General features: G+C 46.1%; 42 protein-coding genes and 1 rRNA gene. 2 read left to right on the top strand and 41 right to left on the bottom strand.

Annotation, left to right across the window (positions count from 1 at the left end; translation table 11 throughout):
• The 3 genes from E0496_RS21365 to E0496_RS21355 all read right to left on the bottom strand — a co-directional run.
• A 16S ribosomal RNA gene (locus tag E0496_RS21365) occupies nt 1-219 on the bottom strand; the annotation flags it as partial.
• A gap of 205 nt (nt 220-424) precedes the next feature.
• Nucleotides 425-646, bottom strand: a complete 222-nt coding sequence (locus E0496_RS21360) for a hypothetical protein (RefSeq protein ID WP_076338936.1) — start codon at nt 644-646, stop codon at nt 425-427.
• A 127-nt stretch (nt 647-773) separates the two neighbouring features.
• Nucleotides 774-1,400 (bottom strand): stage II sporulation protein M, encoded by a 627-nt coding sequence (locus E0496_RS21355; protein WP_141503823.1) that lies wholly within the window; start codon nt 1,398-1,400, stop codon nt 774-776.
• A 205-nt stretch (nt 1,401-1,605) separates the two neighbouring features.
• Between E0496_RS21355 and pdaB the strand changes: the two genes are divergently transcribed.
• Nucleotides 1,606-2,415 carry a polysaccharide deacetylase family sporulation protein PdaB gene (pdaB, locus tag E0496_RS21350; protein WP_141503822.1) on the top strand — a complete coding sequence of 270 codons (810 nt, stop codon included), beginning with the start codon at nt 1,606-1,608 and terminating at the stop codon, nt 2,413-2,415.
• 1 nt (nt 2,416) lies between these two features.
• Here pdaB and E0496_RS21345 read toward each other — a convergent pair whose 3' ends face one another.
• Entirely contained in the window at nt 2,417-3,040 is a 624-nt protein-coding gene (locus tag E0496_RS21345) for a KinB-signaling pathway activation protein (RefSeq protein ID WP_241674917.1), read from the bottom strand.
• Nucleotides 3,041-3,326: 286 nt separating this feature from the next.
• Between E0496_RS21345 and gerD the strand changes: the two genes are divergently transcribed.
• Nucleotides 3,327-4,025, top strand: a complete 699-nt coding sequence (gene gerD, locus E0496_RS21340; RefSeq protein WP_141503821.1) for a spore germination lipoprotein GerD — start codon at nt 3,327-3,329, stop codon at nt 4,023-4,025.
• A 113-nt stretch (nt 4,026-4,138) separates the two neighbouring features.
• Here the strand turns inward: gerD and E0496_RS21335 are convergent, their stop codons facing one another.
• The 37 genes from E0496_RS21335 to rpsJ form a co-directional block, all read right to left on the bottom strand.
• On the bottom strand, nt 4,139-5,260 hold the full coding sequence (locus E0496_RS21335) for a P-loop NTPase (RefSeq protein WP_141503820.1): 1,122 nt from the start codon (nt 5,258-5,260) through the stop codon (nt 4,139-4,141).
• Between the two features lie 374 nt (nt 5,261-5,634).
• The gene (gene cwlD, locus E0496_RS21330; RefSeq protein ID WP_141503819.1) at nt 5,635-6,423 is read right to left on the bottom strand and encodes an N-acetylmuramoyl-L-alanine amidase CwlD; all 789 of its coding nucleotides are present in this window, start codon (nt 6,421-6,423) and stop codon (nt 5,635-5,637) included.
• Nucleotides 6,424-6,651: 228 nt separating this feature from the next.
• Nucleotides 6,652-7,347, bottom strand: coding sequence for a phosphoadenylyl-sulfate reductase (locus E0496_RS21325; RefSeq protein WP_141503818.1), 696 nt, complete (start codon nt 7,345-7,347; stop codon nt 6,652-6,654).
• A 209-nt stretch (nt 7,348-7,556) separates the two neighbouring features.
• Nucleotides 7,557-7,949 (bottom strand): 30S ribosomal protein S9, encoded by a 393-nt coding sequence (gene rpsI / locus E0496_RS21320; RefSeq protein WP_056635921.1) that lies wholly within the window; start codon nt 7,947-7,949, stop codon nt 7,557-7,559.
• Nucleotides 7,950-7,969: 20 nt separating this feature from the next.
• Nucleotides 7,970-8,407, bottom strand: a complete 438-nt coding sequence (gene rplM, locus E0496_RS21315; protein ID WP_053373925.1) for a 50S ribosomal protein L13 — start codon at nt 8,405-8,407, stop codon at nt 7,970-7,972.
• 181 nt (nt 8,408-8,588) lie between these two features.
• The gene (truA, locus tag E0496_RS21310; protein WP_141503817.1) at nt 8,589-9,341 is read right to left on the bottom strand and encodes a tRNA pseudouridine(38-40) synthase TruA; all 753 of its coding nucleotides are present in this window, start codon (nt 9,339-9,341) and stop codon (nt 8,589-8,591) included.
• A 475-nt stretch (nt 9,342-9,816) separates the two neighbouring features.
• A complete protein-coding gene (rplQ, locus tag E0496_RS21305) occupies nt 9,817-10,182 on the bottom strand; it encodes a 50S ribosomal protein L17 (protein ID WP_141503816.1) in 366 nt (121 codons plus the stop codon).
• 45 nt (nt 10,183-10,227) lie between these two features.
• Nucleotides 10,228-11,172 carry a DNA-directed RNA polymerase subunit alpha gene (locus E0496_RS21300; RefSeq protein ID WP_053373922.1) on the bottom strand — a complete coding sequence of 315 codons (945 nt, stop codon included), beginning with the start codon at nt 11,170-11,172 and terminating at the stop codon, nt 10,228-10,230.
• Nucleotides 11,173-11,299: 127 nt separating this feature from the next.
• Nucleotides 11,300-11,695 (bottom strand): 30S ribosomal protein S11, encoded by a 396-nt coding sequence (gene rpsK, locus E0496_RS21295; RefSeq protein ID WP_054025307.1) that lies wholly within the window; start codon nt 11,693-11,695, stop codon nt 11,300-11,302.
• Between the two features lie 19 nt (nt 11,696-11,714).
• A complete protein-coding gene (gene rpsM / locus E0496_RS21290) occupies nt 11,715-12,083 on the bottom strand; it encodes a 30S ribosomal protein S13 (protein WP_141503815.1) in 369 nt (122 codons plus the stop codon).
• Nucleotides 12,084-12,102: 19 nt separating this feature from the next.
• A complete protein-coding gene (rpmJ, locus tag E0496_RS21285) occupies nt 12,103-12,216 on the bottom strand; it encodes a 50S ribosomal protein L36 (protein ID WP_003333770.1) in 114 nt (37 codons plus the stop codon).
• A gap of 45 nt (nt 12,217-12,261) precedes the next feature.
• Nucleotides 12,262-12,477: a translation initiation factor IF-1 gene (gene infA, locus E0496_RS21280; RefSeq protein ID WP_053373919.1), complete on the bottom strand. Its 216-nt coding sequence runs from the start codon at nt 12,475-12,477 to the stop codon at nt 12,262-12,264.
• Between the two features lie 3 nt (nt 12,478-12,480).
• Complete coding sequence (locus E0496_RS21275) at nt 12,481-12,762, bottom strand: KOW domain-containing RNA-binding protein (protein ID WP_141503814.1); 282 nt, start codon at nt 12,760-12,762, stop codon at nt 12,481-12,483.
• A gap of 2 nt (nt 12,763-12,764) precedes the next feature.
• Nucleotides 12,765-13,529 carry a type I methionyl aminopeptidase gene (gene map / locus E0496_RS21270; protein ID WP_141503813.1) on the bottom strand — a complete coding sequence of 255 codons (765 nt, stop codon included), beginning with the start codon at nt 13,527-13,529 and terminating at the stop codon, nt 12,765-12,767.
• Complete coding sequence (locus E0496_RS21265) at nt 13,529-14,179, bottom strand: adenylate kinase (protein ID WP_141503812.1); 651 nt, start codon at nt 14,177-14,179, stop codon at nt 13,529-13,531. The genes map and E0496_RS21265 overlap by 1 nt, the downstream gene beginning before the upstream one ends.
• A gap of 90 nt (nt 14,180-14,269) precedes the next feature.
• Nucleotides 14,270-15,571, bottom strand: coding sequence for a preprotein translocase subunit SecY (gene secY / locus E0496_RS21260; RefSeq protein WP_141503811.1), 1,302 nt, complete (start codon nt 15,569-15,571; stop codon nt 14,270-14,272).
• Nucleotides 15,572-16,012, bottom strand: a complete 441-nt coding sequence (gene rplO, locus E0496_RS21255) for a 50S ribosomal protein L15 (RefSeq protein WP_053373914.1) — start codon at nt 16,010-16,012, stop codon at nt 15,572-15,574.
• Between the two features lie 39 nt (nt 16,013-16,051).
• Entirely contained in the window at nt 16,052-16,237 is a 186-nt protein-coding gene (gene rpmD / locus E0496_RS21250) for a 50S ribosomal protein L30 (protein WP_076271422.1), read from the bottom strand.
• Nucleotides 16,238-16,250: 13 nt separating this feature from the next.
• Nucleotides 16,251-16,748: a 30S ribosomal protein S5 gene (gene rpsE / locus E0496_RS21245; protein WP_054025314.1), complete on the bottom strand. Its 498-nt coding sequence runs from the start codon at nt 16,746-16,748 to the stop codon at nt 16,251-16,253.
• Between the two features lie 30 nt (nt 16,749-16,778).
• Nucleotides 16,779-17,147 (bottom strand): 50S ribosomal protein L18, encoded by a 369-nt coding sequence (rplR, locus tag E0496_RS21240; RefSeq protein ID WP_141503810.1) that lies wholly within the window; start codon nt 17,145-17,147, stop codon nt 16,779-16,781.
• Nucleotides 17,148-17,207: 60 nt separating this feature from the next.
• Nucleotides 17,208-17,750 (bottom strand): 50S ribosomal protein L6, encoded by a 543-nt coding sequence (gene rplF, locus E0496_RS21235; protein WP_141503809.1) that lies wholly within the window; start codon nt 17,748-17,750, stop codon nt 17,208-17,210.
• Between the two features lie 31 nt (nt 17,751-17,781).
• Entirely contained in the window at nt 17,782-18,180 is a 399-nt protein-coding gene (gene rpsH, locus E0496_RS21230; protein ID WP_053373909.1) for a 30S ribosomal protein S8, read from the bottom strand.
• Nucleotides 18,181-18,210: 30 nt separating this feature from the next.
• Complete coding sequence (locus tag E0496_RS21225) at nt 18,211-18,396, bottom strand: type Z 30S ribosomal protein S14 (RefSeq protein ID WP_037291562.1); 186 nt, start codon at nt 18,394-18,396, stop codon at nt 18,211-18,213.
• A 26-nt stretch (nt 18,397-18,422) separates the two neighbouring features.
• Entirely contained in the window at nt 18,423-18,965 is a 543-nt protein-coding gene (gene rplE, locus E0496_RS21220) for a 50S ribosomal protein L5 (protein ID WP_053373908.1), read from the bottom strand.
• Nucleotides 18,966-18,996: 31 nt separating this feature from the next.
• On the bottom strand, nt 18,997-19,350 hold the full coding sequence (gene rplX / locus E0496_RS21215) for a 50S ribosomal protein L24 (protein WP_076271424.1): 354 nt from the start codon (nt 19,348-19,350) through the stop codon (nt 18,997-18,999).
• Nucleotides 19,351-19,396: 46 nt separating this feature from the next.
• Nucleotides 19,397-19,765, bottom strand: coding sequence for a 50S ribosomal protein L14 (gene rplN, locus E0496_RS21210; RefSeq protein WP_054025318.1), 369 nt, complete (start codon nt 19,763-19,765; stop codon nt 19,397-19,399).
• A gap of 47 nt (nt 19,766-19,812) precedes the next feature.
• Nucleotides 19,813-20,076, bottom strand: a complete 264-nt coding sequence (rpsQ, locus tag E0496_RS21205) for a 30S ribosomal protein S17 (RefSeq protein WP_141503808.1) — start codon at nt 20,074-20,076, stop codon at nt 19,813-19,815.
• Nucleotides 20,077-20,129: 53 nt separating this feature from the next.
• Nucleotides 20,130-20,330 (bottom strand): 50S ribosomal protein L29, encoded by a 201-nt coding sequence (gene rpmC, locus E0496_RS21200; protein WP_053373905.1) that lies wholly within the window; start codon nt 20,328-20,330, stop codon nt 20,130-20,132.
• Entirely contained in the window at nt 20,320-20,754 is a 435-nt protein-coding gene (gene rplP, locus E0496_RS21195; protein WP_028609647.1) for a 50S ribosomal protein L16, read from the bottom strand. The genes rpmC and rplP overlap by 11 nt, the downstream gene beginning before the upstream one ends.
• Nucleotides 20,755-20,756: 2 nt before the next feature.
• Nucleotides 20,757-21,419, bottom strand: a complete 663-nt coding sequence (gene rpsC, locus E0496_RS21190) for a 30S ribosomal protein S3 (RefSeq protein ID WP_141503807.1) — start codon at nt 21,417-21,419, stop codon at nt 20,757-20,759.
• Nucleotides 21,420-21,432: 13 nt separating this feature from the next.
• On the bottom strand, nt 21,433-21,768 hold the full coding sequence (gene rplV / locus E0496_RS21185) for a 50S ribosomal protein L22 (RefSeq protein ID WP_028609649.1): 336 nt from the start codon (nt 21,766-21,768) through the stop codon (nt 21,433-21,435).
• 42 nt (nt 21,769-21,810) lie between these two features.
• Nucleotides 21,811-22,092: a 30S ribosomal protein S19 gene (gene rpsS, locus E0496_RS21180; RefSeq protein WP_056635975.1), complete on the bottom strand. Its 282-nt coding sequence runs from the start codon at nt 22,090-22,092 to the stop codon at nt 21,811-21,813.
• 66 nt (nt 22,093-22,158) lie between these two features.
• Nucleotides 22,159-22,989 carry a 50S ribosomal protein L2 gene (gene rplB / locus E0496_RS21175; RefSeq protein WP_141503806.1) on the bottom strand — a complete coding sequence of 277 codons (831 nt, stop codon included), beginning with the start codon at nt 22,987-22,989 and terminating at the stop codon, nt 22,159-22,161.
• A gap of 17 nt (nt 22,990-23,006) precedes the next feature.
• The gene (rplW, locus tag E0496_RS21170) at nt 23,007-23,300 is read right to left on the bottom strand and encodes a 50S ribosomal protein L23 (RefSeq protein WP_053373900.1); all 294 of its coding nucleotides are present in this window, start codon (nt 23,298-23,300) and stop codon (nt 23,007-23,009) included.
• A complete protein-coding gene (rplD, locus tag E0496_RS21165; RefSeq protein WP_141503805.1) occupies nt 23,300-23,923 on the bottom strand; it encodes a 50S ribosomal protein L4 in 624 nt (207 codons plus the stop codon). Before rplD ends, rplW begins: the two co-directional genes overlap by 1 nt.
• Nucleotides 23,924-23,951: 28 nt before the next feature.
• Nucleotides 23,952-24,575 (bottom strand): 50S ribosomal protein L3, encoded by a 624-nt coding sequence (rplC, locus tag E0496_RS21160; RefSeq protein WP_141503804.1) that lies wholly within the window; start codon nt 24,573-24,575, stop codon nt 23,952-23,954.
• 41 nt (nt 24,576-24,616) lie between these two features.
• Nucleotides 24,617-24,925: a 30S ribosomal protein S10 gene (gene rpsJ, locus E0496_RS21155; protein WP_102715347.1), complete on the bottom strand. Its 309-nt coding sequence runs from the start codon at nt 24,923-24,925 to the stop codon at nt 24,617-24,619.
• Nucleotides 24,926-25,191: the final 266 nt, after the last annotated feature.

Raw genomic sequence — 25,191 nt, 5'->3', positions numbered from 1 at the left:
TCCATCTTTCCCGATTCAGTCATGCGACCATATCGCGTATCCGGTATTAGCATTCGTTTCCGAATGTTATCCCAGTCTTATAGGCAGGTTACCCACGTGTTACTCACCCGTCCGCCGCTAAGTATCTAAGGTGCAAGCACCTTATCAACTCCGCTCGACTTGCATGTATTAGGCACGCCGCCAGCGTTCGTCCTGAGCCAGGATCAAACTCTCCAAATTGGTGTTTGAAATGCTCATTACTTTTTATCGCTTTTTCGCTTATCCCGTAGGATTTGCGAGGCAGTTATTACTCGTTGTTCAGTTTTCAAAGAACAATGTTCTCTTTCGTGTCATCCGCGTGTGTCTCGCGGCGACAAGAAATAATATATCACAGGGGCCCAATTAAATGCAACCCCTTTTTTAAACTTTTTTTAAAAACATGCATTTATCGATAAGAACGTGCATTTAGCGCGTATCTCGACAGCTCCTTAGGCGAAGCAATACGGGCATACATCCGGAAGATAATCTTGTATCTTCTTGTAATAGCTTGCTTAATATCGCCATCCAGGCGCGAGTCGCTGAGGTCGAGCAGCATTTCATCCAATTCCTTGCGAAGGACGTAGTCGAGTTCTTTGCATTCTTTATCGTTGAATAGTATTCCGAGCATAGCCGTGAGTGACCCCCTTTAGATGTAAAGCGCAACTAGACCATCCTAAAACGAACAAAAAAGCAACGTCTCACGCAAATGCGTTTCGACACTGCTTTACTGTTATGCTCAAATATTGGAAAAATTATTACATCGTAACCAACCATAATGTAATTGTACTTTCTATTACAGCAGCAATAAGGAGCGTAAACGTTAGAATGACCATGACCGGTACGGTTCGAATAACAAATTGCTTGAGCTCAGAGCCTGTGGTGCCTTCTTGGGATCTGCCAAATAGAAACGACCTTCCGGCCTTCAGCATCAGCACGCCGAATCTCATTCCGTAAGCGCCTGCAATGATAATTGCCGGTATTTCCAGAATGCCGTGTGGAAGCAATCCTTTGAGCACAAGCTCGAATACAAATCCTCCGCCATGCAGCTCTGCGCTCGCTTTAAGTAAATATCCGATAAGCATGCCATTCACCACCAGGAAGAAAACAGGAATTATACCTAGAAAAGCTCCCAAATACATGATGACTATCGATTTAATCAGATTGTTCTTAAAAATTAGAACAAACATCGTCCATGTCGGATTACTGGATTCGTCGATCTTGCTGGCGATCTGCTCGAGCCCTTTCATCTGTTCATTTAAGAAAGCATGAAATGCAGGATTTATGCCCCCAATCACCATTCCTGCAAAAAATAATATCGTGCCAAATGCTATGTAGGGATTCATCTGCTTGAAATGATCCCAGATTAAACGCCACTTGAACATCGTATTCCCCTCCGATAACTATAAGTTTGCAAGATAGATGAATATCTTTGTTGTACGAGCATAGATTGTACTACAAGCGTAAATGACTGCCGCCTCCCCTAAAGGCAAAGCTCGTTTCGCGATAAAGGATAAGTGAAGTATACACGTCGGAGTTATACTTTCTTATCTTTGTACAAGCTTACAATAGAGAGGAGTGCCTTAATTCATGAACGTTTTTTATGTACTGAACGGCCGTAAACTGAAAAGGTATTTTTTGATTGCCATCGCCGTCGTATTCTCGGTTGGCATCATTTATGCCGAGCGCGACAACATCACCGTATTTGCTCCGCAGCAGCCAGCTGCCATTTACAGCGTACCAACGGACAAGAAGGTTGTTGCCCTGACCTTCGACATTAGCTGGGGCGACAAACGGACGGAGCCCATTCTAAATGTATTGAAAGAGAAGAACATCAAACAGGCGACCTTCTTCCTGTCTTCCCCTTGGAGCCAATCGCATCCGGAGATCGTCAAAAAAATTCAGGATGCCGGCTTTGAAATTGGAAGCCACGGCCACAAGCATGACAACTACAGCAAGCTAAGTGACGAAGAAATACGCAAACAAATTACGACCGCTCACACCATTTTATCCGACGTGACCGGAAAACAACCGAAGTTGATTCGCCTGCCGAACGGGGATTTTGACAAGCGGGTGCTAAAAATTGCGGAAGAGCTGCAATACAAGGTCATTCAGTGGGATACCGATTCCCTCGATTGGATGAATATTGGTACGGACAAAATCATTAACCGTGTCGTTACAAGAGCACATCCCGGCGATATCATTTTATTCCATGCAAGCGATTCTGTAAAACAGACTCATGAAGCACTGCCAGCCGTCATCGACCAGCTTCGCGAGAAGGGCTATGACTTCGTTACAGTAACCGATTTGATCACTCAAACAGAAATCGACGGCAAAGCTGTGCAAGATAAGACTACGTCTACCTTCCCACAGCTTGATGCCGCCGAATTTGGATACTAAGTTATAGGACCGGCTTTGCGGCTATCGCTGCGGAGTCGGTTGTTTCTTTTCTGACCAGACGGTGCATCATCATAATTTGGTACCCATTGCAAACGAACAGCGGGACCATCATAAAGACAATAGCAGAAACGTTCGTTTCCCCTTGCAGTGCTGGCCAAGCCTCAATAAAGGTAACGACAAACATTAGAAACATGGTTGGAACAAAAGCCGTTTTGTTCGTTTGCTTCACCTTAAACCACGAAACGATCGCGGAAAAGACGAGCAGCACCAACGGAAGTGTCCAAAAAAACCAGTTATTCATACGCGTTTCAAAAAGCAAATAACCAAGTCCTGCTGCTGCGAATACTGTCGTATACCCTTGCAGCGTATTCCATAGATATTTTTTGCCGAATACGCTTAGCGCGATGTAATTTAAGGTTAAGTAAGCAAAAAAGCCCATTTGGCTGAAGGCACCGATCATAAGTCCGACCAAAGCCATCATTAATGCGTTAAATCCAACCGCTTTGAAGCCCAAAAAACCAAACTCCGGATCAACCCATGCCATGATTGCCCCTGTTATGACGCATGCAAGCGCCCCAACCACCATACCGCTCCAAAATAAAAAGAACCATTTTTTCAAATTCACTTTCCATATCCTCCTGATTGTTTATGATGGATGGCATTTCAAGGCCTACACAGTTCTTGAGTTGCTGGCATAAAAATGCTCCTAATGAAGACGTTTTCCGTTAAAGGCAATTACTTGCTTCCGCATTACCCTTTATTTTACCACGTTCACAACAAAAAGCTAACGATTGTCCATGATAATACGGTGAACAATGCGCATAATAACCTTATGATCCATCACTTATAGAACGTTTGGCATATGTGCTTTGGAATACAGCATCACTGATATAGAAGGGAGCATGCAAAGAATGCGCAAGAGGTGGGCTTTATTGTCGGTTATCTCAGCTATGATGTTTATGCTTGCTGGCTGTGGTGCCGAATCGTCTGGCGGCAATGAACAAGTAAGCTACAAGGATTTGAAATCCATGGTGATCGACATTTTGAAGACGGAGGACGCTCAGAAGGCACTGCAGGAGTCAACTCAACAAATTTCGGGTTACTCGGCCCAGACCTCAAGGCTGCTGTCTGTGCAGGACCAAGAGGAAGTTCGCTTGGCGGTGAAGGATGTTCTCATCTCTCCGCAATACGATAAGGTGATCAAGAAACTGATGGTCGATCCCCGATTTGCCGGAGAATTCGCAAAATCCGTTAACAAGCAGAACAAGGATATTCACAAACAGCTGATTAAGGACCCTTCCTATCAAGCGGATTTGATTAAGGTACTCAAAAATCCAGAAATGGACAAAATGATTCTAGAGGTGCTGCAAAGCACGCAGTATCGTAAAGAAGTCATGTCTCTCATGCAAGAATCGATGCAAAATCCGTTATTCCGGCTTGAAGTGCTCGACCTCATGAAAAAAGCCGTCCAGGAAGAGCTTAAGCCTAACCCGGATGAAAAGGTCGATAAGAAAAAGGATGAACAAGGCGGAGGCGATGATCAGCAATCTGATGACAGCCAAGGTGATGATTCCGGCGACCAAGGCAATCAGTCTGATTCTGGCATGTAACACATTCTAAAGCTAAACAAAAAGCCCGAATAGATTGTCCGTCGCAACCATTTAAGTCGTTGGCTGCGAAAGACAAGTGTTCGGGCTTTATTTTGTATGGGAGAAGTTTGGCATTAACCGCCGCATTTTCTTAATACGCTGTCGGCCAATTCCAGGTACAGCTTGCCTGTTTCCGTATCCGCTTTATACACAGATGGGGCAAAATCCGGCTCAGACACATGGTTGTCCGGCGCGCCAAGCGGAATTTGCGCCAGCAGATCAGCATGTAGGTTCTCTGCTAGACGTGCGCCGCCTCCACGACCAAATACATATTCCTTCTCGCCTGTGGATGTAGACACGTAATAAGACATATTTTCCACCACACCGATAATTTCATGCTCCGTCTTGATTGCCATTGCTCCTGCTCTGGCCGCAACGAAAGCAGCCGTTGCATGCGGCGTAGTCACAATGATTTCCTTGCTTTGCGGAATAATCTGATGCACGTCAAGCGCCACGTCTCCCGTTCCTGGAGGAAGGTCAAGCAGCAGGTAATCCAGCTCGCCCCATTCGATCTCCTGGAAGAAGTTGCGCAGCATTTTGCCAAGCATCGGCCCGCGCCATACGATTGGACTGTTGTCTTCCACAAAGAAGCCCATCGACATGACTTTGACGCCAAATTTCTCGATTGGAATGACACGTTCGTTCACGACGTCCGGCCGCTCCTCGATGCCCATCATATCGGGCACGCTGAATCCGTAGATATCAGCGTCGATAATGCCGACGCGTTTGCCCTTGCGTGCCAAGGCGACCGCCAGATTGACGGTCACCGTCGATTTGCCGACGCCGCCCTTGCCGCTGGCGACGGCAATGAACTGCACGCCGCTGGCTGCGTCCAGCAGCGCATGGGCGAGACCGGCCCCGTGGCCCTGAACGGGCGCGGTGCCCTCAGCTTTGCCGGCACCAGCGCTAGCCGCGGCCGGTGCTTTAGCAGCCGCAGGCGGCGGCGTAGACACGCCTGCGCCCGCGGCAGGCGCTGCCTCGGACCGAAACCGGAAATGCACGGTTTCGGCGCCCAGGCGCGCCAGCGCCTCGCGAAGCGAGGTTTCAAGCGCGGGCAGTATTGCCGCGCCAGACCCAAGGACCGTCATCGATACTTGACGGTCCCGAACCATGACGTCGCGGATGGAGATCTCATCCGCCTTATGCTGTGCCGTCACAATCTCGACGGCCTCTATGACTTGCTCGCGTGTTAACATATACGGAGTCCCACCTTTATATAATCAGAGCTAGATAATAATCATTATAACACAGTACAACCGAACGCATTAAGCCAATGAGCCAAGCATTCTTATCTAACGCTGCTCTTGGCTTTGGTCTCGTTACTTCGTAAGTGCTATCTTGTTCTTATTACTTTGTTACCTCACTCTCATTACTTTGCTCTTGGTACTTTGCTCTTGGTACTTTGCTCTTGGTACTTTGCTCTTGGTACTTTGCTCTTGGTACTTTGCTCTTGGTACCTTGTTCCCGTTATTTTGCCTTAGTCACTCTGTTCTTGCTATTTAATTATTATTGTTTAAACATGTAGATGGCATAAACACTACTCAGCTAACCTTTTACATTCACTTATCATTCACTTCATGTTTACTTCTTCCTGCAGCACGCTGCCGCTCAGCTTTTCACCTGAAGTATACCTCAGTATGCCCTCATAGATCGATGCAGCTACCTGACGCTGATATTCTGCATCCGCCAAACGCTGCGATTCCCCCGGATTGGAGAGAAAGCCGACCTCTACAAGCGCGGTTGGTATATTCTCGATGGCCTTAAGCACATATATATCCTTGACTGTAGCGGCAACGCGAGTCGTATTTTCCAAATTGCGAATCATTTCATCCTGTATAAACGTGGCCAAAATACGATTCTCGGGATGATTGCCCGGATGAAAAAAGGTTTGCGCCCCCGACCATTTAGCTGACGGAATACTGTTCATGTGGATGCTAATAACGGCTGCCGGATTGCTTTGTTTGATGACCGCTACACGTTTTTTTAAATCCTCGGTCTTCCGCTTGCTGTAGGCTCTTGCGTCTCCGGTGGCCAAATCATAATCTCCTTCCCTCGTCATCACGACAATCGCACCAGCCTGCTGCAAATAATCACGTAAATAAAGAGCGATTGCAAGATTTAAATCCTTCTCAATCACTCCCTGCTTACTGACTGCTCCTCCATCCACACCGCCATGTCCTGCATCAATCGCGATCGTCTTTCCAGACAAAGGAAGCGTCCAATAGGACCAAGTTTTCTCCGTTGGCATCGACTGTGTAAGCACAATACCTGTTAAAGCAATAACAAGCAAACCAATTCCGATCCGAATTGCCCCTTTATACGTTAACCAAATGACCACATGCCGACTGATTCGGCGCATAAAAAAACCACCCCGTTCTCCATCAAATGAATAAGCGGCATCATTCAGCTTCTGAACAAGCTTAATGCACACTTTCATTTATATGGGACGAGGTGGTCGATTATGAGACAAACCTAGCATGCATTTGAATTAGCCTACTGGCTGCTTGGACATGTCTTCATTTAGTTATCCAGTATGCTAACAAGCGGTAGAATTTGACTCATTTGCGATGTATCCTCATATAGTTGCTTATTTATGCAAACCACATTCTGTTTTTTCTTGGCCGGACCAACGTCCTGCACGAGGGTCCTCGCCAGGCATAACCTTCCGAGTACATTGCTCGCAGCCGATGCTTGGGTAGTTTTGGTCATGCAGCGGATTGTAAACAACATCGTTTGCCCGAATATAATCCCAAACATCTTCAGTTGTCCAGTGGGCGATTGGATTGAATTTTACGAGTCCAAACTTCGTATCGTACTCAATTTTCTTGGAGTTAGCCCGAGTTGCTGCCTGGTCACGGCGAATGCCTGTAATCCATGCTTCATACTTGGACAAAATATTAGTCAGAGGCTTAACTTTGCGAATATTGCAGCATGCATTGGCATCTGATTTCCAAAGCTCCTCGCCGAATTGTGATGCTTGCTCTTCAGGAGTCATCTCCGGTTTTACTTCAACAAATGGAATACCAGGGTAGCGCTCTGCCATTTTGTCACGCGTCTCATACGTTTCCTTAAAATGAAAATTCGTGTCCAGATAGAAGATATCCGTTTTGGGGCTGATTTTTTGCAACATGTCTACAAGAACAACATCTTCTGCGCCAAAGCTGCACGCAAATGTAATCTTAGGGAAAGTTTCCACGGCAAATGCAATAATTTCTTCCGGTGTCGCGTTTTCAAGCTCTACTTCCTTTTGCTTGATTAGCGCTTCTTTTTCAAAAAGGTTCATTTATATGCCCTCCGTTATTAAATCCTAGTAAGTTAGTCTGTAATAAAATTATACGTCCTGCTCACGCAATGTTCAATATAAGTTTACACCAAAATGAAATAAAGTTTTTTGAATTAGAAAAATAGATAGACATGCGAGAGCTATTTGAGTCCATAACGCAAAAAAAGTGCCTTCTCTGACTTGCAGAGAAAGCACTTTGCCGATACGAATTAACGTTTCGAGAATTGTGGAGCACGACGAGCCGCTTTAAGACCGTATTTTTTACGCTCTTTCATACGCGGATCACGAGTTAGGAAGCCAGCACGCTTAAGAGCCGGACGGAATTCTGGATCTGCTTTAAGCAGAGCACGGGAAATACCGTGACGGATAGCGCCTGCTTGACCGGACATACCACCGCCGTTAGCAATAACTAGTACATCGTATTTCGACAATGTATCAGTTAGGTTAAGCGGTTGTTTTACGATCAGCTTCAGTGTTTCTAGACCGAAATATTCATTAAGGTCGCGTTTGTTAATAATGATTCGTCCTTCACCCGGCACAAGACGTACACGTGCAACAGAGTGTTTACGACGACCGGTTCCATAGTATTGCACTTGAGCCATGAAACTTGTCCTCCTCTTTATTACCCGCGAAGTTCGTAAACTTCAGGGTTTTGTGCTTGATGTGGATGTTCCGCACCTGCGTATACTTTAAGTTTAAGCTTCATTTTGTCGCCAAGACGATTCTTAGGCAACATGCCGTGTACAGCCAATTCGATTACGCGCTCTGGCTTGTTCTTAATCATCTCTTGTGCCGGAGTAGCTTTCAAGCCACCGGAGTACATAGAGTGACGGTAGTAAATTTTATCTGACATTTTCTTACCTGTCAGATGGATTTTTTCAGCGTTGATAACAACAACGAAATCGCCTGTATCAACATGTGGCGTAAATGTCGGTTTGTGTTTGCCGCGGATCAGGGCAGCAACTTCACTCGCCAAGCGGCCTAGCGTTTTGCCTTCCGCATCGACGACGAACCATTTACGATCAACTTCAGTTGATTTAGCCATATAAGTGGTGCGCATGGATGATCCTCCTTAATTTCATACATTAATCGTTTTATAACAACGTAAACGTTGGTTTGTTTATTCAATGTTGATTGCCAAGTTTGTGACGATCTCAGTCGGGGCTGTGGGTTAGCCACTTCGAAAGCACAAGTTATATTCTACTATAAACTATGCTTAAGTGCAAGCGATTTATAGCGATTTATCCTTGATTTTCGCTGGAATATTCCACATCTATCAGCATCAAACCATGCGGCATTGCCGTAGGACCAGCATGCGAACGATTTCGACCCTCAAGAATGTTTTCTATCTCTGAGGAAGCGAGCTTCCCTTCACCAACCCATAATAAAGTTCCCATAATGACACGAACCATATTGTACAGAAAACCATTGCCTGTCACGTACATATGAACGATCGGGCCTTCCTGTACAAAATCCGCCTCGTAGATCGTACGAATATGATGAGGCTTGGTGGAATGAATCGATGTAAATGAGGTAAAGTCATGCTTTCCGACAAGGAAGCGCAAGCCCTCACGCATCGCCTCCACATCAAGTGGCGTCGGGTGATGAAAACGGTACTGGCGACCAAACACGTCCGGAAACTTGCCGGTATCAATCGTATAGCGATACGTTTTGCGCTTCGCGGATCTTCTCGCATGAAAATGCTCTGGCACATCAAATGCTTCAATAATGACAATGTCCTTGGGCAGCCGCGTGTTAAGCGCAATGGCCCATCTCTCCGTTGGAATCGTGGACTCCGTATAGAAATTAAACATTTGCCCCTGTGCATGCACTCCCGCATCCGTTCGTCCCGAGCCGATGATAATCGTCGTTTCTCCCGTTAGCTTCTTGATGGCTTTCTCAATCTCGCCTTGAACCGTTCTGCCGTATGGCTGCGTTTGAAAGCCGTTAAATCCTGACCCGTCATAGCTGACCTTTACGCATATATTCCTCAACTTAATCCCCCTTTTATCAAGGGATTCCTAAGCTCCCTGTATTCCATGATAGGGAACCATTAAGAGCTTCGCCCTATCAACACCTCACAGGCGTTCAATAAGCACATCTGTCGCTCCCTATTGATTTGTACTGCCCAATTATGCCGGTCATCTCTCCCACCGCTTATACGGCTTTCTAGATGGCTGTACGCATGCAAAGCAACAGCACGAAATTAGTAAGAGGCACTACTGGCGGAAATGAACCCTCAACCTGAATAATCATTAGATTTAGCAAATAAAAAAAGGTGGCCGCAAGGGTCCACCCTTTTCACTAAGTTATAAGAAGTATAGGCTTACGCCTAAACATGGCTTATATCTCATCGCGTTCGCGTGCTTATACCGCCAGAGGCAGGCATAAGCCGTTTACGCTCGCGTATAAAGCTTGGACAAGGTTTAACGCTGTGGACAAGCTTATACGATTTCGATGACCTTGTTACTACGCGCGGTCAACCAATTCCAGGTAAACCATAGGCGCAGCATCGCCGCGACGGGGTCCTAGTTTTAGAATACGCGTGTAGCCGCCTGCACGCTCTGAGTAACGAGGAGCTAGATCAGAGAACAGCTTTTGAATAGCGTCTTTTTCTCCGTCCACAGTTTCGCGACGAACATAAGCAGCTACTTGACGACGAGCATGAAGATCACCTTTCTTAGCTTTAGTGATCAGCTTCTCAGCGATAGAACGAACTTCTTTCGCTTTAGCTTCAGTCGTTTGAATACGCTCATAAAGGAACAAGTCAGTAACGAGGTCACGGAACAAAGCTTTCCGTGCACTAGCGTCACGTCCTAATTTTTGATATGCCATCTTGTTTTCCCCTCCCTTGCTCTTTTGTCTATTCTTGTTGGTTTACTACTCTTCCATGCGAAGACCAAGGCCCAATTCTTCGAGCTTCTCTTGAACTTCCTCGAGGGATTTACGTCCGAGGTTACGAACCTTCATCATGTCCTCTTCGGATTTCGTGATCAGCTCTTGAACCGTATTAATACCCGCACGTTTCAAGCAGTTGTAAGAACGGACGGAAAGATCAAGTTCTTCGATCGTCATCTCCAGAACTTTCTCTTTCTTATCTTCTTCCTTCTCAACCATAATTTCAGCGTCTTTGGCTTCATCGGTTAATCCAACGAACAAGTCCAAATGCTCAGTCAAAATTTTAGCGCCAAGGCTTACAGCCTCTTCAGGCCGGATACTGCCGTCAGTCCATACTTCAAGCGTGAGCTTGTCGTAGTTAGTTACTTGACCAACACGCGTATTTTCAACGCTATAATTTACACGAGTAATTGGCGTGTAGATCGAATCAACGGGAATTACACCAATCGGTTGTTCGTCTTTCTTGTTGCGGTCCGCTTGCACGTAACCGCGTCCCCGATTGGCAAATACCCGCATATGGAGCCGCGCGCCGGAGGCCAAGGTTGCGATGTGAAGATCAGGGCTTAAAATCTCGACATCGCTGTCTGCTCGAATGTCGCCCGCTGTAATATTCCCTTCGCCATCCGCGTCGATTTCCAACACCTTTTCTTCATCGGAGTGGATTTTCAACGAGAGGCCCTTCAGGTTCAGAATGATTTCGGTAACATCCTCAATCACTCCGGGAACCGTAGAGAACTCGTGAAGCACTCCATCGATTTGAACCGAGGTTACTGCTGCACCTGGCAGCGACGACAACAAAATTCGGCGAAGCGAATTTCCAAGCGTCGTGCCATAACCGCGCTCAAGCGGTTCGACGACGAAACGTCCGTAAGTTCCCTCATCGTTCAGTTCTACGGTTTCGATTTTCGGCTTTTCGATCTCAATCACTAATAGTACCCTCCTTCAAACGTCGCTCCGTTACCTTACCGTTATTTTAAGTCAAATCTTGTAGTATGCCAAACCTTCACAACCATTATTCACAAGTTGTTGTTATTTGATACCACATCGGATCCAACTATACGCGACGACGTTTCGGCGGACGGCATCCGTTGTGAGGAACTGGTGTTACGTCTTTAATGAGGTTAACTTCCAACCCGGCAGCTTGAAGCGAACGAATCGCAGCTTCACGGCCAGCGCCTGGACCTTTTACCATCACTTCTACGGTTCTCATGCCATGTTCCATTGCTGCTTTCGCAGCAGTTTCAGCAGCCATTTGAGCTGCGAAAGGCGTGCTCTTACGTGAGCCTCTGAAGCCCATGTTGCCAGAGCTTGCCCATGAAATTGCATTGCCGTGCGGATCCGTGATCGTAACGATCGTATTGTTGAACGTTGAGCGAATGTGCGCAACGCCAGTCTCAATATTTTTCCGGTCGCGACGTTTCGTACGAACGACTTTTTTTGGTTTAGCCATTGTCCATTATCCTCCCTTCTTATTTCTTCTTGTTAGCTACAGTCCGACGAGGACCTTTACGAGTACGTGCATTCGTTTTCGTACGTTGACCGCGAACTGGCAAGCCACGACGGTGACGAAGACCACGGTAGCATCCGATTTCAGTCAGACGCTTAATGTTAAGCGAAATTTCACGACGCAAGTCGCCTTCTACTTTAACAGATTTGTCGATTGCTTCGCGAAGGCGAGCAAGTTCGTCTTCTGTCAAGTCACGAACGCGAGTATCGAAGCTAACTTCAGCTGTTTTCAAAAGTTTTTGCGACGTTGTTTTGCCGATACCGAAAATGTATGTCAGGGCGATTTCGACGCGTTTGTCACGCGGCAAGTCTACACCAGCTATACGTGCCATAGGCTATATTCCCCTCCTTCTATCCTTGTTTTTGTTTGTGTTTCGGATTTTCACAAATCACCATTACGTTGCCTTTGCGACGAATGACTTTGCATTTTTCGCAGATCGGCTTTACCGAAGGTCTAACCTTCATTGTGATTACCTCCCGAATCTTTCGCAACCAAGCCGCTATTTCAGCTTACTTACGATAGGTGATGCGCCCTTTTGATAAATCATAAGGCGATAACTGTATAACCACCTTGTCTCCTGTCAGGATGCGAATAAAGTGCATTCTGAGCTTACCGGAAACATGTGCGAGAATTTGATGACCGTTCTCCAGCTCCACCTTGAACGTGGCATTCGGCAACGGCTCTATGACCGTACCTTCGACCTCAATGATGTCTTCCTTAGCCAACCGTCATTCTCCTTTCGCATTTACAAACTTCTGAATTGCATAACGTAACTTTGCGTTGGTCACCCTGCCGGTTTCATGCATGCTGCTTGAAACCTCCGGACTAATTGCAGACTGTAACTCGAGATGTAGAACGTTCTTTTTCTTCGGCCCATCGAATCGGCGTTTGTTGCCATCCGCAATCATGACGAATCGCTCGTCGACGATCGCAAGAATAACCGCAAAGCTATCCTCATCTTTACCGCGAAGTACTTTGACGAACTGACCAATCTGGGGACGAGCATCCATCGTCAAACCTCCGGCTGCTGCGGCAAAATGGTCAATATTTCAAAGCCGTCCTCTGTAACAGCTACTGTATGCTCAAAATGAGCACACCATGAACTGTCTTCCGTTACAACCGTCCAATTGTCTTCTAGCGTACGGACATATCGTTCACCGATATTAACCATTGGTTCGATTGCAAGCACCATTCCGGTCTTCAGACGCGGGCCGCGGTCAGGTATGCCGTAGTTCGGTATTTGTGGTTCCTCATGGAGGTCCGCGCCGATTCCGTGCCCTACGTATTCCCTTACTACGGAGAATCCTGCATCTTCAATTACCTTCTGAATAGCGTGCGAGATTGTATAGAGTCTAATATCCGGTTTGATGAGCGCTAGCCCCGCATAAAGCGATGCTTCCGTTACATCCAGCAGCCTTTGAACCTCAGGCGTTACAGCTCCAACCGCATAGGTCCAAGCCGAGTCGCCATGATAGCCTTCATACTGCGCACCGATATCGATACTAATAATGTCGCCTTCGTTCAACTTGCGTGACCCAGGGAAGCCGTGCACCAGTTCATCATTTACAGAAGCGCAAATGCTGGAGGGGAAACCATTGTAACCTTTGAAGGAAGGAATCGCATTTTGACTCTTAATGAACGTTTCAGCGATTTGGTCAAGCTCACGAGTAGTGATGCCTGGTTTCACAGCTTCCGCCATCAATCGATGCGTTTCCGCAACAATGCGACCAGCTTCCCTCATATATCGCAGCTCCGATTCGGATTTGCAGATAATCATTACAATGAACCTCGCAAGCAGGAAATGATGTCTGATGTTACAACATCAATGTCCTTCTCGCCGTCGACTTCGCGAAGGAGTCCTTTAGCACTGTAGTAATCGAGTAGAGGGGCTGTCTTGGAAGAATACTCATCCAGACGAGTGCCTACCTTTTCCTCTGTATCATCGGAACGTTGATACAATTCTCCGCCGTCTTTGTCGCAAATACCTTCGACCTTAGGGGGATTAAAGATTACATGATAAGTCGTACCAGTCGTTTTCGATATGCGTCTACCCGTCAAACGGGCAAGCAGCAAACTGCGGTCAACCTTTAAATTAACAACATGGTCAATACTGCGACCGAGCTCGGCAAGCATAACATCCAGTGCTTCAGCTTGCTGCAATGTGCGTGGAAACCCGTCGAGCAAGAAACCATTTTTGCAATCATCAAGTTCTAGTCTTTCCTTAACAATACCGTTCGTGATCTCATCGGGAACGAGCAAGCCTTGGTCGACATACTCTTTCGCTTTGATTCCAAGCGCGGTTCCTTGTTTCATAGCGAGGCGGAATGCATCACCAGTGGAAATATGGGGAATACCGAACTCTTCTACGATCCGTTCAGCTTGCGTACCTTTACCGGCTCCCGGAGGGCCCATGAATAAAATGTTCATGCTGAGTTCCTCGCTTTAAGCACAATAGGCTCGGGCGGGCTGCCGCGGAACGCTGATTGACGATCGCGGAAGCCCGGTCAGAACCTATTGTTATTTATTGATAAACCCTTTGTAATGGCGTTTGATCAACTGGCTCTCAATTTGTTTCATCGTATCCAGTGCAACACCGATAACGATTAGCAATGAAGTGCCGCCTAGCTGCACTGACTTAGGTAATCCAGCAAGTGACCCGAAGAATACCGGAATGACTGAGATAACCGCCAGGAAGATCGCACCACTCAACGTAATACGCGACATAACGCGTGTTAGGTATGCTGATGTTGGCTTGCCTGGGCGAATACCAGGAATATATCCACCGTTTTTCTTCATTTGATCAGCCATTTGAACCGGATTAATCTGTACGAAAGTGTAGAAGAAGGTAAACCCGATGATTAACAATACGTACAATACCATACCTAGCGGCTGGTCATAGCTCATATTTTTAATGATCCAGTTTGCCCAAGGCTGGGTAGCCCAGAACTGAGCAATCGTAATCGGGAACATGATAAGTGAAACCGCGAAAATGACCGGAATAACGCCTGCGCCGTTCACTTTCATCGGAATGTGTGTCGATTGTCCACCGTACATTTTCCGTCCAACTACACGTTTAGCATATTGAACCGGAATTTTACGAATACCTTGTTGTACGAATATAACACCGACGATGATCGCGATAATCGCAATCAGAACCAGCACCATACTGATGATGTTCAAGAACAGTTGATCTTGGGCACCTACGAACTTCGTTTCGATGATCGTACGAACGTGTCCAGGAATACCAGCTGCAATTGCTGCAAAGATAAGAATGGAAATACCATTTCCAATTCCTTTTTCCGTAATTTGCTCACCAAGCCACATCAGGAATGCAGTACCTGCAGTCAAGATGATGGCAATAAGCAAGTAATCGACGAAAGTTGCGCCAACAATCATTTCATAGCCGTATTGACGGTTAAAGCCGATTGCTGTTGCAAAACCTTGGATCAAACCGAGGCCAATCGTACCGTAACGAGTGATTTGTGCGAGTTTACGTTTACCGTTCTCGCCTTCCTTTGCCCACTCCGCAAATTTAGGAATAACGTCCATCGATAACAGCTGTACGATAATCGACGCTGTAATGTATGGCGTAATTCCGATTGCGAAGATAGAGAACTGGAACAAAGCACCGCCGGAAAACGTGTTAAGCAAGCCGAACAGATCCGCACCGGCTGCATCAACCTGCTTGAACACATCTTTGTTTACATCGGGTACCGGGATGAAAGAGCCGATACGGTAAATCAATAGGATGAAAAGGGTGAAGAGGATCCTTGTACGAAGATCCGCCACTTTCCAAATGTTGGACACGGTCTTGAACAATTAGATCACCTCGGTTTTACCGCCGGCAGCCTGGATTTTCTCTACCGCAGATTGAGAGAACTTGTTTGCTTTTACAGTAAGTGTAACGCTAACTTCACCATTACCCAAAATTTTAATTCCTGCGAGCGGGTTCTTTACGATCCCAGTCTCGATGAGAACTTCTGGAGTGACTTCAGTTCCTGCTGCAAACGCATTTAGTTCTTCAATGTTGACAATCGCGTACTCTTTGCGGAACGGGTTATTAAATCCACGTTTCGGCACTCGACGATACAAAGGATTTTGTCCGCCCTCGAAACCAGGACGAACGCCGCCGCCGGAACGAGCGTTTTGACCTTTGTGACCTTTACCGGCCGTTTTACCGTTACCGGAACCGATACCGCGACCTTTGCGCTTTGGCGCTTGGGTTGAGCCCGGTGCTGGTGCTAGCTCATGCAATTTCATCGTTCGTGCACCTCCTTATTTATTTCTTGGAACTACAGTCTATTCTTGTACTTCTTCTACTTTTACCAAGTGACTAACAGTGTTAACCATGCCGCGGACAGCTGGGCTGTCGTTCAAAACAACTGCCTGACGAATCTTCTTTAGACCGAAAGATTCAACCGTTGCACGTTGTTTCTCGTTGCGACCGATTAAACTGCGAACGAGGGTGATTTGCAATTTTGCCATCTTATTTCCCTCCTTAGCGTAACAGCTCTTCGACTGTTTTTCCACGTAGCTTTGCAACTTCTTCCACGCGTTTAAGACGGGAAAGACCTTCAAGCGTTGCGTTAACCATATTCATGGAGTTCGAAGAACCTAGCGATTTCGTCAAGATGTCGCCGACACCAGCAAGTTCGAGAACCGCACGAACCGGGCCGCCAGCGATAACGCCAGTACCTTCGGAAGCTGGCTTCAGAAGAACTTCACCTGCGCCGAAATGTCCGAGAACAAGGTGAGGGATAGTCGTGCCAACGATTGGAACATGGATCAGGTTTTTCTTAGCATCTTCGATACCTTTGCGGATTGCATCAGGTACTTCGCCTGCTTTACCGATCCCTGCGCCAACGTAGCCTTTACCGTCGCCGACTACTACAAGTGCACTAAAGCTGAAACGGCGTCCGCCTTTTACAACTTTAGATACGCGATTGATATTAACAACTTTTTCAGTCAGTTCTAACGTATTTGGATCTACACGCAAGTCGTTTAACCTCCTTATAAATAAAGTCGATTAGAATTCTAGGCCAGCTTCGCGAGCTGCTGTAGCAAGTGCCTGAATTCTGCCGTGATACAAGTAACCGCCGCGATCAAATACTACTTGGGATACACCCTTAGCTTGAGCGCGTTTCGCAATCAATTCTCCGACTTTGCTCGCTGCATCGATGTTGCCACCGTTGCCAATTGCTTCAGCCAATTCTTTATCCTGTGTGGATGCAGAAACGATTGTTACGCCTGAAACATCGTCGATCAATTGAGCATAAATATGCTTGGAGGAACGGAATACAGATAGACGCGGACGTGCAACTGTACCGTTAATTTTTTTACGAACACGAAGGTGTCTTTTCAGACGAGCCTTGTTTTTGTCGCCTTTCGTAATCATACAAAGTTCACTCCTTTCTTTCAGCCTTAAGACGCTATCTTAAGCAAACGGACCGTTTGCTTATTTTTTCTTACCAGCTTTACCTTCTTTACGGATGATACGTTCGCCTTCATACTTGATACCTTTACCTTTATACGGTTCTGGTTCACGTACGGAACGAATTTTCGCTGCAGTTGCGCCAACAAGCTCTTTATCGATACCGCGAACAGTAATCTTAGTGTTCGCAGGCACGTCGAACTCGATGCCGCTATCTGGAGTGATCTCAACTGGGTGAGAGTAACCAACGTTAAGTGTGATTTTGTCACCAGTTTTGCTTGCACGGTAACCTACGCCGACTAGCTCCAAGTTTTTGGAGAAGCCTTCTGTAACGCCGCTCACCATGTTAGCGATGATGCTGCGAGTAGTACCGTGCAACGAGCGATGCAATTTATTATCGGAAGGACGTTCTACTAGGATTTCAGTTTCCGTTACATTCACTTTCATTTCTTTGTGAATTTCGCGCGAAAGTGTTCCTTTCGGTCCTTTTACAGTAATAACTGTGTTGTCCAAGTTGATTGTTACGCCGTTAGGCACTTGGATTGGTTTGCGACCAATACGGGACATTGTTACACCTCCTATCTTTGTGACTTGTTACTTACCAAACGTAGCAAACTACTTCGCCGCCAGATTTAACTTGGCGAGCTTCTTTATCAGTCATAATCCCTTTGGAAGTGGAAATAATTGCAATTCCAAGTCCACCGAGTACACGGGGGATTTCAGTTGATTGTGTATAAACGCGAAGGCCTGGTTTCGAAATACGTTTCAAGCCAGTAATAACGCGCTCTTGGTTAGGGCCGTATTTCAAGAAAATACGGATAATCCCTTGTTTGTTGTCTTCGATATATTCAGCGTCGCGGATAAAACCCTCGCGCTTCAAAATCTCAGCGATTTGCTTCTTCATTTTCGAAGCGGGCATTTCCACGGTTTCGTGACGAACCACGTTCGCATTGCGAATGCGCGTCAACATATCTGCAACCGGATCAGACATAACCATTGTGTTAACCTCCTTCCCAAACTAGGCTGATTACCAGCTTGCTTTTTTAACGCCAGGAATCTGGCCCTTATGTGCTAACTCACGGAAACAAATCCGGCAAATTTTAAACTTTTGCAAAACAGAATGCGGACGGCCGCAACGCTCACAGCGCGTATATGCACGCACTTTAAATTTCGGTGTGCGTTGTTGCTTCACTTTCATCGAAGTTTTTGCCACTGGGTATTACACCTCCTAAAAGTGGATTACTTCGTAAACGGCATGCCCATTTGGGTCAGCAGTTCACGAGATTCTTCGTCCGTTTTTGCCGTCGTGACGATGACGATGTCCATACCGCGCACTTTATCGACTTTGTCGTACTCGATCTCTGGGAATATCAATTGCTCTTTCAAGCCAAGCGTATAGTTACCACGGCCGTCGAAAGCTTTGTTCGATACACCGCGGAAGTCACGTACACGCGGAAGAGAAATGTTGAACAATTTGTCAAGGAAATGGTACATGCGCTCGCCGCGCAATGTAACTTTAACCCCGATTGGCATGTTCTCACGAAGTTTAAAGCCTGCAATAGACTTCTTCGCACGAGTAACGACTGGTTTTTGACCGGAAATGATACGTAGTTCTTCAACTGCTACATCAAGGATTTTCGAATTGGAAACCGCTTCGCCTACCCCCATGTTGATAACTACCTTCTCAATTTTCGGCACTTGCATAACAGACGTATAGTTGAACTTCTGCATAAGAGCAGGAGTTATTTCGTTTAAGAAACGACCTTTCAATCTTGCTGCCATTGATCATGGACCTCCTTTCCTACCGTAACGATTAGTCGATTACTTCTCCAGAACGTTTCGCGATCCGGACTTTCTTGCCGTTGTCTAGCACTTTGTATCCGATACGTGTTACTTTACCGCTTTTCGGATCGATATGCATAACGTTTGATACGTGAATTGGCGCTTCTTGTTCGATAATACCGCCCTGTGGATTAGCTTGCGATGGACGAGTATGTTTCTTAACAGTGTTAACACCTTCTACGAGTACGCGGTTTTCACGCGGGTACGCAGCGATAACGCGGCCCTTCTTACCTTTGTCTTTACCGGTAATGACGATAACCGTGTCGTCTTTTTTCACGTGCAATTTATTGTTATGGGATTCGAGTACTTTTTTCAGCCTTGGCATGAGTTACACCTCCTGCACGCTTGTGCTTTCAAGCTTATATAGGTTGTTAGATTACTTCTGGTGCTAGCGATACGATTTTCATGAAATCTTTATCGCGAAGTTCACGGGCAACAGGTCCAAAGATACGAGTACCACGTGGGCTTTTATCTTCTTTAACGATAACTGCTGCGTTTTCGTCAAATGCGATGTAAGAACCGTCTTTACGACGAACCGAACGCTTTGTACGAACGATAACCGCTTTTACAACGTCACCCTTTTTGACAACGCCGCCTGGTGTTGCTTGTTTTACTGAGCAAACGATCAAATCGCCGATGTGACCAACGCGACGTCCCGTCCCGCCAAGTACACGGATACACATCAATTGTTTTGCGCCGGAGTTGTCAGCAACTGCTAAGCGCGAAAATGGTTGAATCATTTCAACGTCCTCCTTCCGGAAAAATGCTCAGACACTTCATACGCTCATTAGATAACGACAGCAACTTCAACAACTTCTACAAGTCTGAAGCGTTTGTCTTTCGATAGCGGACGAGTCTCCATGATTTTCACGATGTCGCCAATCTTCGCTTGGCCATTCTCATCGTGCGCTTTAAATTTTTTCGTTACTTTAATGCGTTTATGGTACAAATCGTGTTTTTTGTAAGTCTCAATAGCAACTACGATTGTTTTGTCCATCTTGTCGCTTACCACTTTGCCAATTAGAACTTTACGGGCATTGCGATCGCTCATGTGTTCTTCCTCCTTCCTCCAGCCGTGTTTATGCAATCATGTAAGGGTATTGACTAGCTGCTAATGCCGAGTTCTCTTTCACGCAAAATCGTTTTAGCACGAGCGATTCCTTTACGCACATCACGGATCCGAGTCGGGTTATCCAATTGGCCAGTAGCCAGTTGGAAACGAAGATTGAAAAGCTCTTCTTTAAAACCAGCGACCTGTTGTTCAAGCTCAGCAGAGGTTAGGTTTCTAAATTCACTAGCTTTCATTTGCTTCACCACCCACTTCTTCACGTTTCACGAATTTAGTCTTGATTGGCAATTTATGAGCCGCAAGACGCATCGCTTCACGAGCGGTTTCTTCGGATACACCAGCAAGTTCAAACAGGATTTTACCTGGTTTAACTACGGCTACCCATTTCTCAACGTTACCTTTACCACTACCCATACGCACTTCAAGAGGCTTTTGAGTAATTGGTTTTGCAGGGAAAATTTTGATCCAAACTTTACCACCACGTTTGATGTAGCGAGTCATTGCAATACGAGCCGCTTCGATCTGACGGTTAGTGATCCATGAAGGCTCAAGAGCTTGAAGACCAAATTCGCCGAATGCTACTGTAGTGCCGCCTTTAGCGCGACCCTTCATATGACCGCGTTGTTGTTTGCGGTGTTTGACACGTTTAGGTACCAACATGATTAGTTGCCTCCTTCCTGGGGAGCTTTCTTCTTAACCGGAAGGACTTCGCCGCGATAGATCCATACTTTCACGCCAATTAGGCCGTATGTTGTAGCCGCTTCAGCCGTGCCGTAATCGATATCAGCGCGTATTGTATGAAGAGGTACTGTTCCTTCGCTATAGCCTTCCGAACGTGCGATTTCCGCGCCACCGAGACGACCGCTAACAGCAGTTTTGATCCCTTTAGCACCTGAACGCATGGAGCGTTGAATTGCTTGCTTCAATGCGCGACGGAAAGATACACGACGCTCAAGTTGTTGTGCGATGCTTTCAGCTACAAGAATAGCGTCAAGATCAGCATGTTTGATTTCAGAGATGTTGATGTGTACTTTTTTGCCCTTAGTGATTTTACCAAGCTCAGTACGTAGGTTTTCAACCTCGGAGCCGCCTTTACCGATAACCATACCCGGTTTAGCAGTTTGAATCGTAACGTTCACGCGGTTAGCTGCACGTTCGATCTCGATGTGAGAAACTGCTGCGTCTTTCAGCTTGTTTTTCAAGTATTCACGGATTCTAACGTCTTCCATAAGAAGATCGCCGAAATCTTTGCCCGCGAACCATTTGGATTCCCAATCACGGATAACTCCGACCCGGAAGCCTATTGGATTTACCTTTTGACCCACACGTAATCCCTCCTTATTTTTCAGATACCACCAAGGTAATGTGGCTGGTTCTTTTATTGATCCGGCTTGCGCGACCCATCGCACGAGGACGGAAACGTTTCATCGTTGGCCCTTGGTTAACGAAGGCTTGCGAGATAAACAATTTGTTTACGTCAAGCTGATAGTTATGCTCAGCGTTAGCAATGGCAGAGTTCAGCAGCTTCTCCAAAATTGGGGATGCAGACTTAGGCGTGTGACGCAAAATCGCGATTGCTTCGCCAACTTGTTTACCGCGAATCAAATCCGCAACAAGCTGTGCTTTACGAGGAGCAATACGGATGAATTTAGCGTGCGCTTTAGCTTCTGGCATGTAGGAACCTCCTCTCGTTCAGTAAAAATATTTAAGGGCAAATTAACGTCTGCCCGTTTTTTTGTCTTCACCGGCATGGCCTTTATACGTACGAGTTGGTGCAAATTCACCAAGCTTGTGTCCAACCATATCTTCCGTTACATATACAGGCACGTGCTTGCGTCCATCATATACCGCAAACGTGTGACCAATGAATTGTGGGAAAATGGTCGAGCGGCGGGACCAGGTTTTGATAACGACTTTTTTCTCAGTCTCGTTCAATACCTCGACTTTTTTCAGTAGGTAACCGTCAATAAACGGACCTTTCTTCAAACTGCGACCCATTTGTGTTCCTCCCTTCAATAAGCGGTAGCGACACTTTCGTATCACGCGGTTTTTATCAAGCAGCTATTATTTCGTGCGACGACGAATAATGTATTGGCTCGATGCTTTTTTCTTCTTGCGTGTTTTGTAACCAAGAGTTGGTTTACCCCATGGTGACAACGGAGATTTACGTCCGATTGGAGCACGGCCTTCACCACCACCGTGTGGGTGATCGTTAGGGTTCATGACAACACCACGTACAGTTGGACGGTTTCCGAGCCAACGGTTACGGCCGGCTTTACCGATTTTCACGAGTTCGTGATCTTCGTTACCAACAGAACCGATTGTTGCACGGCAAGTGTTCAGAATGCGACGAACTTCACCAGAAGTCAAACGAATGGATACGTAGTTTTCTTCTTTACCAAGAAGTTGAGCACTAGTACCAGCCGCACGAACAAGTTGTCCGCCTTTGCCTGGTTTCAATTCGATATTGTGGATAATTGTACCTACTGGGATGTTGACAAGTGGCAACGCGTTACCTATTTTAATGTCAGAACCAACGCCAGATGTTACTTTATCCCCAACTTTCAAACCTTTTGGAGCAATGATATATGCTTTTTCACCATCAGCGTAGTGAAGCAAAGCGATATTGGATGAACGGTTCGGATCGTATTCGATCGTCGCAACGTTACCAACGATACCATCTTTTGTACGTTTGAAGTCAACAATACGGTATTTACGTTTGTGTCCGCCGCCGTGGTGACGAACCGTAATTTTACCTTGGTTGTTACGACCAGCTTTTTTGAAAAGCGGCGCAAGCAACGATTTCTCCGGTGTGCTTGTCGTGATCTCTTCGAATGTCGAAACGGACATGTTACGACGAGCTGGAGATGTCGGTTTGTACTTTTTGATTGGCACTTCGATTTCCTCCTTTTCTAAACAGACGTTTCAAAGAATTCAAGTTCTTTGCTGTCAGCGCTCAATTGAACGATGGCTTTTTTCCAATCCGGTCTGTATCCGCTATGTTTACCATAACGTTTTGGTTTACCCGCAACACGCATTGTGTTAACGCCGGTTACTTTAACTTTAAAAATTTGCTCGATAGCAAGTTTGATTTCAGTTTTGTTTGAACGAAGATCTACTTCGAAAACATACTTTTTATCAACCATGTAATCGCTCGTACGTTCCGTGATAACCGGGCGCTTGATAATATCGCGTGGATTTTTCATTACGCAAGCACCTCCTGTACTTTCTCTACTGCTTCTTTAGTGATGATAAGGTTGTCATGCACCAATACATCCAGAACATTAATGCCGTCAGCTGCTACGAATTTAACACCAGGGATGTTACGTGCAGACAAAGCTACATTATCTTCATAGTTAGCCGTTACTACAAGAGATTTGCGGCCAGCTTTAAGGTTGTTAAGGATTGCTGCAAATTCCTTCGTCTTAGGAGCTGCAAGTGTCAACTGATCCAAAACGATAATCTCGTTTGCAATCACTTTCGATGACAATGCCGATTTAATCGCTAGACGACGAACTTTCTTAGGAAGCTTGAATCCGTATGAGCGTGGAGTAGGTCCGAAAACCGTACCGCCGCCAACCCATTGCGGGGAGCGAATGCTACCTTGACGAGCACGGCCAGTACCTTTTTGTTTCCAAGGTTTACGACCGCCGCCGCGTACTTCGGAGCGTCCTTTAGTTTTGTGATTACCGAAGCGTTCAGATGCTTGTTGGTTAACAACAGCACTGTGCAAAACATGAACGTTTGGTTGAATTCCGAAAACCGTTTCAGCCAGTTCAAGCTCGCCCACTTGCGCGCCACTCACGTTATATACTGTTACTTTAGGCATATCCTGTTCCTCCTTTCTTCAAGAGCAATTAGTTCTTAACTGTTTGTTTCACTTTAACGAATCCGTTTTTCGGGCCCGGGATCGAACCTTTGATTAGAAGAACGTTACGTTCTACATCTACACGGATAACTTCAAGCTTTTGAATCGTGATTGTTTCGCTACCCATATGTCCTGGAAGGCGTTTGCCTTTCGGTACACGGTTCGCTTGGATTGAACCCATCGAACCTGGTCCGCGGTGGTAACGGGAACCGTGAGACATAGGACCCGTGCTTTGTCCCCAACGTTTGATAACGCCGGCAAAGCCTTTACCTTTTGAAATACCTGTTACGTCAACGAATTCGCCCTCTGTGAATAGGTCAGCTTTTACTTCTTGGCCAACTTCATAATCACCTAGATTAATTCCGCGAATTTCACGAACGTAGCGCTTAGGTGTTGTGTTAGCTTTTTTAGCGTGACCAGCTTCTGGCTTGTTCGATCTGCTTTCCTTCTTATCGGAGAAACCGAACTGAACAGCTTCGTAGCCATCGTTCTCTTGGTCTTTCTTCTGAAGTACTACACAAGGTCCAGCTTCGATAACCGTTACAGGAACGACATTACCTTCAGCAGTAAACACTTGAGTCATACCAAGTTTTTTTCCTAAGATACCTTTCATGTTGACACCTCATTTCCTTTCTATAATCGCATATGCTGATATTACAGTTTGATTTCGATATCTACACCGGATGGTAAATCCAAGCGCATCAACGCATCAACCGTTTGCGGCGTTGGGTTTACAATGTCGATCAAACGCTTATGAGTGCGTTGTTCGAATTGTTCCCGAGAATCCTTGTACTTGTGTACCGCGCGGAGAACGGTGATGATTTGCTTTTCCGTTGGCAACGGAATCGGCCCGGATACGCTTGCGCCGGAACGTTTTGCAGTTTCAACAATTTTCTCTGCGGATTGATCAAGAATCCTATGATCGTATGCTTTCAAGCGGATACGAATCTTTTGCTTTGCCATATAAGTCCCTCCTTCTTTCGCCCAATTTATTATCGGACATACTCCGTGAGAAAACCCTGCACATGCCCCATGGCAAAGGGGCCGGGTGTGTCGGCAACCTCTCACATCATCGCAACGTCAGACCAACAGACATTATTATACCGAATTCAATGGGCAATTGCAACATAAAGTTTATGTTCTTTCAAAATGGTCATTTTTTATCAAAACGGCTTAACGGAGCACCTTCTCGGGTCCAATGTTCTCATTATCTCAAGAAGTCCTTGGAT

It is taken from the genome of Paenibacillus luteus (assembly GCF_006542765.1).
In the GTDB taxonomy this organism is placed as follows: domain Bacteria; phylum Bacillota; class Bacilli; order Paenibacillales; family Paenibacillaceae; genus Pristimantibacillus; species Pristimantibacillus luteus.
Note: the sequence above shows the minus strand (reverse complement) of the source record. Positions and strands in the feature narration are given on the sequence as shown.